This window comes from Pantoea sp. ME81 (genome assembly GCF_903970985.1).
Lineage (GTDB): Bacteria > Pseudomonadota > Gammaproteobacteria > Enterobacterales > Enterobacteriaceae > Pantoea > Pantoea communis.
The window spans coordinates 1-12,516 of record NZ_CAJCKS010000142.1; the positions used below are offsets into that span (position 1 = coordinate 1).

Sequence of the window (12,516 nt, forward strand, 5' to 3'; positions counted from 1 at the left end):
GACGAATTTTCCCCAGCGCATCTGCGGCCAGATAAATGGCATTGATACCCAGTTCTGGCATTGCGCCGTGTGCCGTTTTACCGTGGGTTTCACAGCGCAACCACAGTGCACCTTTATGGCCAATGACCGGATAGTTAGCCGTGGGTTCCCCAACAATCAATGCGCCGATTTCAGGCAAGTTGCCCGCTTCTATCAATGCCCGCGCACCATCACAGCCGGTTTCTTCCCCACCCGTAATCATCAACACCACGCCGCGGCCCGCTTGAATCGCCGCTTTTTGCTGCACGCAGGCGATGGCGAAAGCGGCTACCGCTGCTTTCATATCGCTGGCGCCACGGCCATACAGGCGATCACCGTCGATATCGCGACCAAAAGGGTCGAATTGCCATGGCTGATTGCCCAGCGGGACGGTGTCGAGATGACCGGTAAACGCGAGCGGTTTTCCTGCGGAGGTTCCCGGTATACTGGCAATCAGGTTGACACGACCCTCACCAAATTGCGTGAGTGTGACGTCGAAACCTCGCTCTGCCAGCCAGTCTGCCAGGAAATGCATGCAGTCGGCTTCATTGCCAGGCGGATTGATGGTGTTAAAGCCCAGCAGTTGCTGGGCGAGTTCAAGTGACTTTGGTGGCATATCAAGGGCGCTCCGTCAGCCAATCGAGGCAGTTCAGCCACAGTTGGCGATACCCTTTCCATTGAGAAAACGCTTCTGGTAACCAATGGGCGGACATATCGCTGGTCCAAACCAGAGAACGGCCATTTTGATACTCTCGTACTGCCAGCAAAGGATGAGCCGTACCCGCAACGGTGGCGATCAGTGTGCCTTCAGGCTGCATCTCGACCTCGTTATATCCCAGCAACCAGGGCCAATCGCCTGGAATATCCGCCAGCACTTTGTGTGACGTTGTCACCTCGGCGTAGCTGCCCTCCGGCGTCTCTATACGGTCATCCCAGGCGAGGCAGCGCACCGGCAACACTTTTTCCACCAGCGTATTACGGTAACGAGCACCGCCATTGATGCCCTGGAAACTGTAATAGCCGCCAATCATCATCAGAGCCCCACCTGCTGCTACATAATCGTGGATTAGCTTAAGACGATTGGGCGTACGACGGCTTTTCAGCCACGTATCCGGATGCAAAAGCAAAGTATTGGCGCCAATATCAGAGAGGATGATCGCATCCCACTGCTGTAAGGCTTCAAGCTCCAGAGGAAACTCAGTGGCCGCCGCGTGGGCAGGCATATGTGTAATGGCATAATCGCTATCTTGTAATGCCGCCATAAAATCGACGGCGCCGCTATGCCAGGTGGCGGTGGCGAACTGATCAAAGCCTTTCACATGGGTCGAGGTACTGGTCCAGGATTCTCCAACCAGCAAAACGTTCTTCTGCATAACGCGTCTCCGTTTATCCGCCAAATACTCGCTGCGGATTACCAATCATTAAGGTTTCAAGTTGTTCACCGCTAACGCCATGACGTTTCAGGCGCGGGACGAAATGTTTAAGAATGTAGCCATAACCGTGGCCACCGTAACGCGTCAGCATGGTTTTCAGGAACACATCCTGCGACATCAAAATCTGCTGGATATAGCCGTCCTCTATCAGTTCGCAGATGGCGCGTGCGTTCTCTTCATCGGATGGCGATTGGGCAGATTCGTCGGCGTAGTAATAACTCATGCCAATCATGTCGTACTCCAGAAAAACGCCGCGTTTAGCCAGTTCTCGCTGGTAGGGTTTGTCCGCAAAGCTGGGGTTCATATGGCACAGCACGGTATGACGCAAATCAGCCCCTTCCTGCTCAAGAATATCCAGCACCTTATGACCGAGCCGCTCCCAGCCAGGTAAGTGCACCTGGATGGGGGCGCCGGTTGCTGCGCTGGCGCGACCGGCAGCACGCAGTGACTTCTCTTCATCAGGGGTGAAGCGACTGGAAATACCGATTTCGCCGATCAAACCGGCAATGACGTCAGGTTTTTCATCTGCTCCACCGAGGTCATAGATGAGCTTGTCAGTCAGCTGCTCAACGCTGATGCTTTTGACCCATTCGGGATGTGAAGGCTCCAGATAAAGTCCAGTGCCCATCACGATGTTTAAACCCGTTAAGCGCGCAATTTGCTGTAATCCTTTGGGATCGCGTCCAATACCGATATTGGTAGGATCCACCACCGTTTCACCGCCCAGTGCGCGGTACTTCATTAATTCTTCGATGGCGGTGTCAGTATCGAACAACTGGCAATTATCGCGGCTCATCAACGGATTCATCGACAGTTCACCGAGGTTCTCCATCTTCACTGGCATCTCGGCAATGTGACGATCGCTGCAACAGCAGGGCGGTACCCATTTGCCAGAAGCATCCAGCAATATGTGCTCATGCATTAAGGTGACGCCCATTTCTGCCACTGGCATCGGACCGAGTACCGTCATCACCTGACCGCTACGTACGCCCACAGGAAGAGGGTCCGCATGACGGAAAATTGATCCTTTCATTGATTATCCTTTTGCGGGGGAGCGAGCAGGGTTGAGGATGCGAGTGTTGAGCCAAATCGCCAGTAAGATGATGGTGCCGGTCGCGATCTGTGTATAAAACGGCGAGATATGCGACAAGATCAGCCCATTCTGGATAATGGCAATCGACAATGCGCCCAACAGCGTGCCAATGATAGTGCCAAATCCGCCAAATAAACTGGTGCTGCCAAGGACTACCGCCGCAATCACCTGCAGTTCAAATCCTTCACCCTGATTGGACGATCCGCTGCCGAGACGCGCCGTGATAATCATGCCTGCCAGCGCGGCCGCCATACCGCTGAGGATATACACCTTCATGGTTACCGCTTTGGTATTAATGCCGCTACGGCGCGCGCCTTCTGCGTTGGCTCCGATGGCCGTAACATAGCGACCAAAACGCATGTGATTCAGCAAGACGTGCCCGGCCAACAGAATCACAATGCCGATTAGCGCAGGCATGGGAATGCCCAGCACCCAGGCGCGGCCCATAAAGGTGAACAGGCTGTCGGCGGGAACCGGAATCGAATAGCCCTGGGTAACCAGCAGCGCAATACCGCGCACCACGGCCAGCGTGGCTAGTGTGACAATAAAAGCGGGTATCCCTTCAAACGCGATAAAGAAGCCGTTGATGGCTCCGACCAAACCGCCCAATAGCAGTCCACCGATCAACACCACAGGCCACGGTAGTCCCCAATTGTTGAGTGCGATGGCAGAAAGCGCACCGACCAGCGCCAGTGTCGACCCTACAGACAAATCAATACCGCCAGTGGTGATCACCAACGTCATTGCCGTTGCGACAATCAGCAGCGGGGCGCTTTGCCGAATGATATTTAGCCAGTTAGTGCTGGTGAGAAAGTTACTGGTGATCAGCGAAAACACTACGCAGCAAAAGATAAAAAACAGCGCAATGCTCACCACGCCTGAGTGGTTATGCAACAGGCGGCGGGGCAGCGAGTGTTGGATCATGCGTGAACTGCTTAGATTCATGATACTCATCCTGTTTCCTCAATGTGCTGCTGCTGAATGAGCAGTGAATTTTTCACCCACGATCAGGTTAACGATGTCGCTGAGGCTGGTATCCGCCACGCGGCGATCGGCCACGTTGGTGCCTTCGTACATCACCATGATGCGGTCACACACCAGGAACAGATCCTGTAAACGGTGGGTAATCAGGATCACGCTCACCCCGCGCGCTGAAACACGACGTATCAGTTCCAGCACCGCCTCCACTTCAGCTACAGCGAGAGCGGCGGTAGGTTCATCCATGATCAGCACTTTGGGTTCGAACGCCGCTGCGCGGGCAATAGCAATAGCCTGCCGCTGCCCACCTGAAAGATTGCGTACCAGCAGGCGCGTATCGGGAATGGAAATCCCAAGGCCTTTCAGCATTTCGCGTGCTTCTGCATGCATTTTGGTTTGATCGAGAAAGGGAATACCGAGCACGGATTTCATCGGCTCGCGGCCCATGAATAAATTCCCCGCCACATCAACCGTATCGCACAGGGATAGATCCTGATAGACCATCTCAATATGACAGCGGCGTGAATCGGCAGGGTTACTGAAGTGCTGTTGTTCACCGTCGATGCGAATGGTGCCGCTGGTGGGGATTACGGCACCGGACAACACTTTGGTGAGCGTCGATTTGCCGGCACCGTTATCGCCAACCAAACCGAGTACTTCCCCTGGCGCAAGCTGAAGATTTACCCCGCGCAAAGAGCGAATCGAACCGTAGGTTTTGGTGATATTAACCATTTCAACCCGGGCCGGAAGAGCTTGTAATTGCTGCATTGGACAACTCCCATCAACACTTGTGGGAAATGTTTGCCCTGTTGGGAAAAGTGCATATCCGGCACGATCTACAATCTAGTAAACCGGTTAACTGCCAGATAAGTCTTTTGTTTAAACCAACAGGGCAAACGCTACAATGATATTTACTCGCCAGTGATGACATTGCAGCATCCATGCCAGCCTGCGTTGCAGGCACTTCACTTTCGGCTAACTTGTTGTAAATCATCACGAGTTTCGTGAACATCAAGTAAACCGGTTTACTCACTATAACGCGATTAAAAAAATCAGCTCACTTTTTGCGCCATTATTGTGCGCTTTTGCATCATTTTGGGACGCCGTTAACAAATCCAATAGAATCACGCCCAATCCATTCCACGGGCAAACGGGTTTCGTTCGGGATGCCGGTTTCATCATTGAGCAGGCGCAGCATAATACTCACCGCCGTATGTCCCAATTCGCGAGCGGGTTGGCGGATTGTGGAGATTCGTGGATGTGTCAGGTCGGTGTAATTGGCATCGTCAAAGCCCACCAGCGAGAGGGCAGCGGGAGCCTGCAAGCCGCTGGCGCGAAGACCATCTAGCAATCCCAGCACCAGATAATCACTGGCGGCAAACACGGCAGTGGGGCGTTGTGCACAGCTGAAAAGTCGTTTGAGCGCCTGCTGGCCAAATTCGCGCGCATAGTTGCCATACATCACCCATTCGGGAGGAATGGCTAACCCGACCTGTTGCATCGCGGTACAAAAACCCTGATAGCGCTCGCGTACGCTCATCAGTTGTTCTGGCCCGCCGATGAAAGCGATCTGGGTGTGTCCGGCAGCAATCAATTGTTCCGTTGCCATACGTCCACCTTGCACATTGTCGGCAAACACTTTGGGCACCGTACTGCCGGGAATATCTTCATCCAGTAACACCACATGACGCTGGCGCTGAATTTCCTGCCGTAGTACGCCGTTATCGGGACGGTTAGTGGTGAACAGCAGGCCATCAACCTGACGCGTATCCAGCCAGCGGATAAACTGCGTCTCCTTTTCCGGATTATTACGCGTGATACAAAGCACCAGACTATAGCCTCGCGCCGATGCTGCCTCTTCAGCCGCATCAGCCAGTTCAGCAAAGAATGGGTTGGTGATATCCGGCAATACCAATCCCAGGGTTTCACTCCCACCTTTACTCAGACGACGTGCTAGGCTATTGCCACGATAATCAAGGGTGTGAATCGCGCTTTCGATGCGATCAATGGTCTCCTGAGGCAGCACAATACTGTGGTTCATGTAGCGGGATACCGTGGCTTTTGACAGTCCCGCCAGTTTCGCGACATCCGATAACAATACGCGTTTTGTACTCATGAATTCCGCTCTCAATCCCCAGGTGGCTTATCTGTAACACAGTTAAGCGTGACTGATACAGTGCTTTCCTTTTTGCGTGGATGGATAAATAAACACTTGACAAAAAAATCGCCTGGGAGAATTGTATAAACCGTTTACCGCAGTACCGGGAATAACTTCCCAACCTGATTCACACTATTTCACCCCGTACTCCCAGCGGATGGGATACCGAAATAGTTGAACCGGGTGGCATCAAAAACACAGCGTCAGGCCTGTGTTCTGTTTTATTTCATCGATATTTGCCAGCCAACATAACCTCTCAGCGTGAAAGCGCTGTGAAACGCTGATTATTATTTATTCCCGACGAGGAAAACATGATGTCATCTTTCACCGGAAAACTGCGTTCAATGGTTCTGGCCACAGCATTACTTTCATCAGGTTCGCTTTTTACATTAGCCCATGCCGCGCCCACTTATGCATTAGTACAAATTAACCAGCAGGCTCTGTTTTTTAATCTGATGAATCAGGGGGCTCAGGAAGCGGCTAAAGCCTGTGGTAAAGAGCTGGTGATTTATAACGCGAACGATAATCCTGTGGCACAAAACGATGCCATTGAAAACTATATTCAACAAGGCGTGAAAGGCATCTTAGTCGATGCCATCGATGTTAACGGCATTATGCCGGCGATTAAAGAAGCAGCCGCAGCGAAAATCCCGGTGATTGCGATTGATGCTGTATTACCAGCAGGCCCGCAAGCGTCGCAGGTTGGGGTGGATAACCTTGAAGGCGGTAAAATCCTCGGTAAATATTTTGTCGATTACGTGGCAAAAGAGATGGGGGGTAAGGCGCGCTTAGGCATTGTTGGTGCATTGAACTCAGCGATTCAAAACCAGCGTCAGAAAGGGTTTGAAGACACCATTAAAAGTAACAGCAAAATTACTGTTGCTGATGTGGTAGATGGTCAGAACATTCAGGATAACGCGATGACAGCGGCGGAAAACCTGATCACCGGTAATCCAGACCTCACCGCGATTTACGCCACCGGCGAACCGGCACTGCTTGGTGCCATTGCGGCGGTGGAAAACCAGGGACGCCAGAAAGATATCAAGGTGTTTGGTTGGGATCTGACCGCGAAAGCCATCAGCGGGATTGACGGCGGCTATGTGACGGCGGTGCTGCAACAGGATCCGAAAAAGATGGGCGAAGAGGCGCTGAAAGCACTTAACGCCATCAATGAAGGAAAAGCTGTCAATAAAACGATTCTGGTGCCTGCCACCGTGGTAACCAAAGCGAACGTGGATACTTATCGTCCGCTGTTTAAATAAGTGCGTCGTTGCGAGAGGTGGCCGGAAGGCCACCGTTAAAGGCCCACGGCCAGCAGTGCTCTGAGTTCACACTCAGTTGGAAAGGCTTTCAGTGTTCCGGTACGGCTCACGGTAATGGCGGCCGCCGCGCTGGCATGCTGCAGCGCGAGGGCATCGGGCGCGACACCGCGCAGTAAGGCCGAAGCAAGTAGCACCGCCAGGAACGTATCGCCTGCTCCGGTGCTATCTACGACTTGAATCGGTGTTGCCGGGCAAAAATGGTGTTGGGCATCGGTGATCAGTTCAGCACCTGCGGCGCCCTGAGTAATAACCAAAGTGGGAATACCAACAGGTTGCAGCAGTTCGGCTTCATGTTGATTGACCACGGCAATATCGACCAGCGGCCACAAATAGGCAAAGTCCGGGTTGGCGGGGGAAGGATTAAATACGGTGATGAGCCCATGATTTTTTGCCCAGCTAAAGAGGGCGCGGGTCTTATCAACGGAGAAATTACCTTGCTGTAACAGAATATCGCCGGCTGAGGCATCCGCTAAATGCGCCAGGATAATATCCAGCGTTAGCGCTTCGGCTGCTGCCATGGTGGTAATAATCGCATTGTCGCCGTCGTGACTGGTAAAAATGATTGAGGTGTCACTATGTTCAGAAATACTATTTTGAGGATTTAACGTTAATTTTTCGCTTTGCATGCAATCGCGAATCCACTGGCCGTTAATATCGTTACCGGTGGCGGCTATTAATTGTGTATCGATACCGCAGCGGGAAATGACAATCGCCTGATTAGCGCCTTTTCCGCCGATATCTTGCGATGATTTTACGCCATGAATGGATACGCCTTTTTGTGGCAATTCATGAATGGACCAGGTTTCATCAACCACAATATTACCTGCAACATAGACACGCATAGGTTTCTCGTTAATAAGGTGAAAGAGATGGCTTCTATATCAGCAGAAAAAAGTAACGCGATACAAGATATTTTTTCACGTAAGAAAGCGGTGATTGGTGTTATTCATTGTGATGCCTTTCCCGGTGCGCCGAAATATCGCGGTAAACCTGTGAGAGATATTATCGATCGCGCCCTGCGTGACGCGGAAAACTACCTTTCAGGCGGCGTACATGGATTGATCGTTGAAAATCATGGCGATATTCCTTTTGCGAAACCTGAAGATATTGGTCCGGAAACAGCAGCATTCCTGGCGGTTATCACAGAAAAAATTCGCGAACGCTTTGGCGCACCGCTTGGCATTAACGTATTAGCCAATGCCGCTATTCCCGCAATTGCTACAGCATTGGCGGGGGGCGCGAGTTTTGTGCGTGTTAACCAGTGGGCGAATGCCTACATCGCTAACGAAGGCTTTATTGAAGGTGCGGCGGCCAAAGCGCTGCGCTATCGCAATCAACTGCGTGCCGACCACATTCGTGTCTTCGCTGACAGCCATGTCAAACACGGCAGCCATGCCATTGTGGCCGACCGTTCCATCCAGGAACTGACGCGAGATGTCGACTTTTTTGAAGCCGATGCGGTGATCGCCACCGGACAGCGCACCGGCGACAGCGCCACGCTGAGTGAAATTGATGAAATCCGTGCTGCTACTGAATTGCCGCTGCTGGTGGGCTCGGGCGTTACCCCGGCTAACGTCTGCCAGATATTAGGGCGTACGCAAGGCGTGATTGTTGCCAGCACCATGAAAGTGGATGGCGTGTGGTGGAACGAGGTGGAGTTAGCGCGGGTTAAACACTTTATGTCCGTGGCGCAGGCCGCGCTGGAGGAGGCGTGATGCTCAGTTTTACCGATCAACTTCTCGAACAGCATCAGCAGGTGTGGCAAGAGATGCAGCAGCATCGATTTGTGCGGGATATCGAACAGGATCAACTGCCCGACAGCGTATTCAACCGCTATCTGGTGTTTGAAGGCAACTTTGTCGCCACCGCGATTGCCATCTTTGCGTTGGCCGTCAGTAAAGCGCCCGCTATTCGGCAACAGCGCTGGTTGATTGGCGTACTCAACGCGTTGGTAGACACCCAGATTGACTGGTTCGAAACGGTGCTGGCCAGGCGCGATATCCACCCCGAGGATTATCCCGATGACTTACCGGGCGTCACCACGTTTCGTGATGGCATGTTGCAAGTGGCGCAGCAGGGCAGCTATGCCGAGATCATTACGCTGATGTTTGGCGCCGAGTGGATGTACTACCACTGGTGCAAACGCGTCAGCGAGCAAAGTCAGCAGGATGCCGACGTCCGTCGCTGGGTCGATATGCACGCCGAAGAGGAGTTTCATCAACAGGCGTTGTGGCTCAAAGCCGAGCTGGATGCGTGTGCATCAATCCTCAGCATCGAGGAGAAACAGCGGCTCTCCACGCTTTACGGCACTGTGCTGCAATGGGAAATCGACTTCCACACTGCGGCCTATCAGGAGGGCGAAGATGAATAGCTGCTTCATTGAAGCGCGCAATATCTGTAAGCGATTTGGTGCATTAACTGCGTTAAGCCAGGTCAATTTATCGATCCATCGCGGCGAAGTGCTGGCGCTGCTCGGTGATAACGGTGCGGGGAAATCCACCTTCACCAAGGTGCTGTCGGGGGCCTATAGCGCCAGCGAGGGTGAACTGTGGATCGAAGGTAAAGCGGTGAAATTCACCTCGCCTCGTCAGGCTGCGGAACACGGCATCGCCACCATTTATCAGGAGCTGGCACTGGCGGAAAACCTGTCGATTGCTGAGAACGTGTTTCTCGGACGCGAACTCAAGCGCCGGGTACTGGGTATCCCTTTCCTGAAACGCCGCGCGATGCGGGAACAGGTCGATCAGCTATTGAAAGATCTGGATGCACACATCTCCGATGCCGAAGCAGCGGTAGGTAGCTTGTCGGGCGGTCAGCGCCAGGCGGTGGCGATCTGCCGTGCGCTTAATCTCAACGCACAATTAGTGATCATGGATGAGCCCACCGCCGCGTTGGCGGTGGCCGAAACGCAGAAGGTGCTGCAACTCACGCGTCGTCTGGCAGAACGCGGCTGCGCGGTGGTGCTGATCAGCCACAACATCAGCGATGTGTTTGCCGTGGCGGATCGCATGGTGGTGTTTCGTCGTGGTCGGAAAATTGCCGAACGCCGCCATGTCGACACCACGCCTGACGAAATCGTTTCACTCATTACTGGCGCGCATCCTGATGCGCGCGTCTTTGAAAACACCTAACACCAGGGGAAATTATCATGCGTCGAATTGCTACGGCTGTTTGTTCTCTGTCACTGCTGGTCTCGGGTTGTGCACTGGCGGCGGAAAAAGTTGCCTTTGTGCCGCAAATCATCGGCATTCCCTATTTCCAGGCCATGGAAGCGGGCGGTAAGCGTGCGGCAAAAGAGTTGGGCGTCGAGTTTGTCTACAGCGGGCCGGTAGACACCAACCCAATGGATCAACTGCAAATTGTGCAAAACCTGATTGCACAGAAGGTTAACGCCATTGGTATCAGCGTGCTGGATGCTTCCAGTATTGCGCCGGTAATGGCGCAAGCGAAATCCAGCAATGTGCATCTTTTCACCAGCGATAGCGACGCACCTGATAGCGGACGTCCGGTTTACGTCGCGCAGGCGACCGATGAAGGGCTGGGTGACAGCATCATTGATGAGATGGTGAAGCGAGTGGGAGATAAAGGAAAAATCGGCATCGTCTCCGGGGAAGCCACTGCATCCAACCTTAATAGCTGGATCGGGTACATGCAGCAACGCGTGAAGAGCAAATATCCCCATATCACGCTGCTTAAACCGCAGTATGCCGGCGGCTCTGCCAGTCGTGCGGCACAAATCACCACCGATTTGATGTCAGCGAATCCAGATATCAAAGGGGTGATCGCCATGGCTTCCACGACCTGTCCTGGAGTGGCGCAAGCCATCGAAAGCGCCGGTAAAAACGGCAAAGTGATCGGCAGTGGATTCTGCAGCCCGAACACTGCGCGGGCCTATCTGAAGAGCGGGGCGTTTGGCTACACCGTACTTTGGGATCCAGAAAAACTCGGTTATCTGACGGTGTGGGCAGGTAAGCAGTTGATCGATGGCAAAGCGTTTGCGGCAGAGAACAAAGTGCCCAGCTTTGCGGAACCGGTAAAGTTTGACAGTAAAACGGGGGTACTGCTGCTAGGCAGTCCGGCCGTTTTCACCAAAGAGAACGTCGATCAATTCAATTTTTGACGGGGACACACATGCACATGACTTCACGGGAGATCGCCTTATTGGCGATCGCCTTGCTGGCTGTTGGCTGTTTCTCCTGGTTTTCGCCATGGTTTGCCACCGCGGACAACCTGCTCACCATCTTACGCAATAGCAGCGAACTGTTGCTGATCGCGCTGGGAATGACGTTGGTGATTGCCATGGGCGGGGTGGATGTGTCTGTGGGCGTAGTCATGGGGGTTGCAGCATGGGGCGTTGGGCAACTGTTGATGCTGCAGTCGCCCTGGCTGGCTGCGCTGGCGGGGCCGCTGATAGGCCTGCTGGCCGGTCTGCTCACCGCGCTGGTGGTGGTAATCGGTCGCATCCCGGCGATTGTGGGTACGTTGGGATTGTTTGGCGTCTGGCGCACGGCTTTGTTTGTGCTGCTCGGCGGGCAATGGTTATCCGGACTGCCCGATGATCTGACCCGTGGTCTAATGCACACGCTATTTGGTGTTCCGATTATGGCATGGATGATCATGCTGGTCTGGGCGCTGGTTTGGCTAGCACTGCGCCATACGCCTTATGGATTATGGTTACTGGCAGCGGGGAATTCAGAAGAGAAAGCCAGGCTGGCAGGCATCCCGGTCACCCAGGTACGCATCGCCACTTTCCTGATTAGCGGTGTGCTTTGTGGCTTAGCCGCCACCTGCTATATCGCGACTTATCGCAATGTGGAAATGACGGTGGGCGGCAGCCTGGCACTGGAGGCAATCGCGGCAGTGGTGCTGGGCGGTACGCGCATTACTGGCGGTTCATGCAGTCTGCTCGGAACCTTGTTGGGCGTTTTGCTGCTGCGCATTCTGCAGAACGGTTTGCTATTGGTGGGTGTGCCCTCTTTATGGCAAACGGTCGTCACCGGCACCGTATTGCTGCTGGTGTTAAGCAGCGAGGCCGCCAGCGGTCGTGTACTGACATTCAGGAGGATGGCATGAAAATCATGCATAAATCGCCTGACCTCACCTTACTCGTCGCATTGTGGCTGCTACTCGGCATCGGGATTGTCTTCGCACTGCCGCAGATGTTGGCTTTATGGTCCATCACCTCAATCCTGCAATTCGCTACGCTGCTTGCTCTGGTGGCATTGGGCCAATCGCTGGTGGTCATGGCGGGCGGCGGCGGTATTGATCTCTCGGTCGGGGGCAATGTGTCTCTCTCCGCTGTTATCGGCATGCTGGCGCTGCAACAGGGTATCAATCCGGCACTGCTTCCTGTGATTTGCATGTTGAGTGGAAGCGCCGCCGGAGCACTAAATGGCCTGCTGGTGGCGCGACTACGGTTATGGCCATTAATTGTCACGCTGGGCAGTTTTTACCTGTTTTCTGGCCTGGCATTGGCTTTAACCGGTGGTGCGGCTATCTCAGGCGTTCCGGTAG

Annotated in this window: 14 protein-coding genes; 7 read left to right on the forward strand and 7 right to left on the reverse strand. The window is 53.6% G+C overall.

The features are described from left to right. From H7A81_RS20620 to H7A81_RS20645, 6 genes are all read right to left on the reverse strand, one after another. On the reverse strand, positions 1-634 hold a 634-nt coding region (locus H7A81_RS20620; RefSeq protein WP_182058567.1), incomplete at its 3' end, for a M20/M25/M40 family metallo-hydrolase. Between the two features lies 1 nt (position 635). Then, entirely contained in the window at positions 636-1,391 is a 756-nt protein-coding gene (locus H7A81_RS20625; protein ID WP_160866833.1) for a glutamine amidotransferase, read from the reverse strand. Positions 1,392-1,404: 13 nt separating this feature from the next. Then, the gene (locus tag H7A81_RS20630) at positions 1,405-2,484 is read right to left on the reverse strand and encodes a phosphotriesterase (RefSeq protein ID WP_182058568.1); all 1,080 of its coding nucleotides are present in this window, start codon (positions 2,482-2,484) and stop codon (positions 1,405-1,407) included. Between the two features lie 3 nt (positions 2,485-2,487). Beyond that, complete coding sequence (locus H7A81_RS20635) at positions 2,488-3,489, reverse strand: ABC transporter permease (protein ID WP_160866831.1); 1,002 nt, start codon at positions 3,487-3,489, stop codon at positions 2,488-2,490. 18 nt (positions 3,490-3,507) lie between these two features. Further along, the gene (locus H7A81_RS20640; protein ID WP_166936095.1) at positions 3,508-4,254 is read right to left on the reverse strand and encodes an ATP-binding cassette domain-containing protein; all 747 of its coding nucleotides are present in this window, start codon (positions 4,252-4,254) and stop codon (positions 3,508-3,510) included. A gap of 358 nt (positions 4,255-4,612) precedes the next feature. After that, entirely contained in the window at positions 4,613-5,638 is a 1,026-nt protein-coding gene (locus tag H7A81_RS20645) for a LacI family DNA-binding transcriptional regulator (protein ID WP_182058569.1), read from the reverse strand. Positions 5,639-5,991: 353 nt separating this feature from the next. Here H7A81_RS20645 and H7A81_RS20650 point away from each other — a divergent pair, with 353 nt between their 5' ends. Continuing rightward, a complete protein-coding gene (locus tag H7A81_RS20650; protein WP_182058570.1) occupies positions 5,992-6,942 on the forward strand; it encodes a substrate-binding domain-containing protein in 951 nt (316 codons plus the stop codon). 35 nt (positions 6,943-6,977) lie between these two features. Here the strand turns inward: H7A81_RS20650 and H7A81_RS20655 are convergent, their stop codons facing one another. Further along, complete coding sequence (locus H7A81_RS20655; RefSeq protein WP_182058571.1) at positions 6,978-7,844, reverse strand: PfkB family carbohydrate kinase; 867 nt, start codon at positions 7,842-7,844, stop codon at positions 6,978-6,980. Between the two features lie 27 nt (positions 7,845-7,871). Here H7A81_RS20655 and H7A81_RS20660 point away from each other — a divergent pair, with 27 nt between their 5' ends. From H7A81_RS20660 to H7A81_RS20685, 6 genes are all read left to right on the forward strand, one after another. After that, positions 7,872-8,717, forward strand: coding sequence for a BtpA/SgcQ family protein (locus H7A81_RS20660; protein ID WP_160866827.1), 846 nt, complete (start codon positions 7,872-7,874; stop codon positions 8,715-8,717). Beyond that, positions 8,717-9,373, forward strand: coding sequence for a TenA family protein (locus H7A81_RS20665; RefSeq protein ID WP_182058572.1), 657 nt, complete (start codon positions 8,717-8,719; stop codon positions 9,371-9,373). The genes H7A81_RS20660 and H7A81_RS20665 overlap by 1 nt, the downstream gene beginning before the upstream one ends. Continuing rightward, the gene (locus H7A81_RS20670) at positions 9,366-10,133 is read left to right on the forward strand and encodes an ATP-binding cassette domain-containing protein (protein WP_166936022.1); all 768 of its coding nucleotides are present in this window, start codon (positions 9,366-9,368) and stop codon (positions 10,131-10,133) included. The genes H7A81_RS20665 and H7A81_RS20670 overlap by 8 nt, the downstream gene beginning before the upstream one ends. Before the next feature lie 17 nt (positions 10,134-10,150). After that, a complete protein-coding gene (locus H7A81_RS20675; RefSeq protein WP_166936020.1) occupies positions 10,151-11,122 on the forward strand; it encodes an autoinducer 2 ABC transporter substrate-binding protein in 972 nt (323 codons plus the stop codon). An 11-nt stretch (positions 11,123-11,133) separates the two neighbouring features. Continuing rightward, complete coding sequence (locus tag H7A81_RS20680; protein ID WP_182058573.1) at positions 11,134-12,075, forward strand: ABC transporter permease; 942 nt, start codon at positions 11,134-11,136, stop codon at positions 12,073-12,075. Then, a partial coding sequence (locus H7A81_RS20685) for an ABC transporter permease (RefSeq protein ID WP_370529971.1) occupies positions 12,072-12,516 on the forward strand: 445 nt, incomplete at its 3' end. The genes H7A81_RS20680 and H7A81_RS20685, both read left to right, overlap by 4 nt.

What these genes read in the sequence shown, in the direction of transcription:
- H7A81_RS20650 (WP_182058570.1), top strand. Translation starts at nt 5,992, where the DNA reads ATGATGTCATCTTTCACCGGAAAACTGCGTTCAATGGTTCTGGCCACA.
- H7A81_RS20625 (WP_160866833.1), bottom strand. Translation starts at nt 1,391, where the DNA reads ATGCAGAAGAACGTTTTGCTGGTTGGAGAATCCTGGACCAGTACCTCG.
- H7A81_RS20675 (WP_166936020.1), top strand. Translation starts at nt 10,151, where the DNA reads ATGCGTCGAATTGCTACGGCTGTTTGTTCTCTGTCACTGCTGGTCTCG.
- H7A81_RS20640 (WP_166936095.1), bottom strand. Translation starts at nt 4,254, where the DNA reads ATGGTTAATATCACCAAAACCTACGGTTCGATTCGCTCTTTGCGCGGG.
- H7A81_RS20665 (WP_182058572.1), top strand. Translation starts at nt 8,717, where the DNA reads ATGCTCAGTTTTACCGATCAACTTCTCGAACAGCATCAGCAGGTGTGG.
- H7A81_RS20630 (WP_182058568.1), bottom strand. Translation starts at nt 2,484, where the DNA reads ATGAAAGGATCAATTTTCCGTCATGCGGACCCTCTTCCTGTGGGCGTA.
- H7A81_RS20670 (WP_166936022.1), top strand. Translation starts at nt 9,366, where the DNA reads ATGAATAGCTGCTTCATTGAAGCGCGCAATATCTGTAAGCGATTTGGT.
- H7A81_RS20655 (WP_182058571.1), bottom strand. Translation starts at nt 7,844, where the DNA reads ATGCGTGTCTATGTTGCAGGTAATATTGTGGTTGATGAAACCTGGTCC.
- H7A81_RS20660 (WP_160866827.1), top strand. Translation starts at nt 7,872, where the DNA reads ATGGCTTCTATATCAGCAGAAAAAAGTAACGCGATACAAGATATTTTT.
- H7A81_RS20635 (WP_160866831.1), bottom strand. Translation starts at nt 3,489, where the DNA reads ATGAATCTAAGCAGTTCACGCATGATCCAACACTCGCTGCCCCGCCGC.
- H7A81_RS20680 (WP_182058573.1), top strand. Translation starts at nt 11,134, where the DNA reads ATGCACATGACTTCACGGGAGATCGCCTTATTGGCGATCGCCTTGCTG.
- H7A81_RS20645 (WP_182058569.1), bottom strand. Translation starts at nt 5,638, where the DNA reads ATGAGTACAAAACGCGTATTGTTATCGGATGTCGCGAAACTGGCGGGA.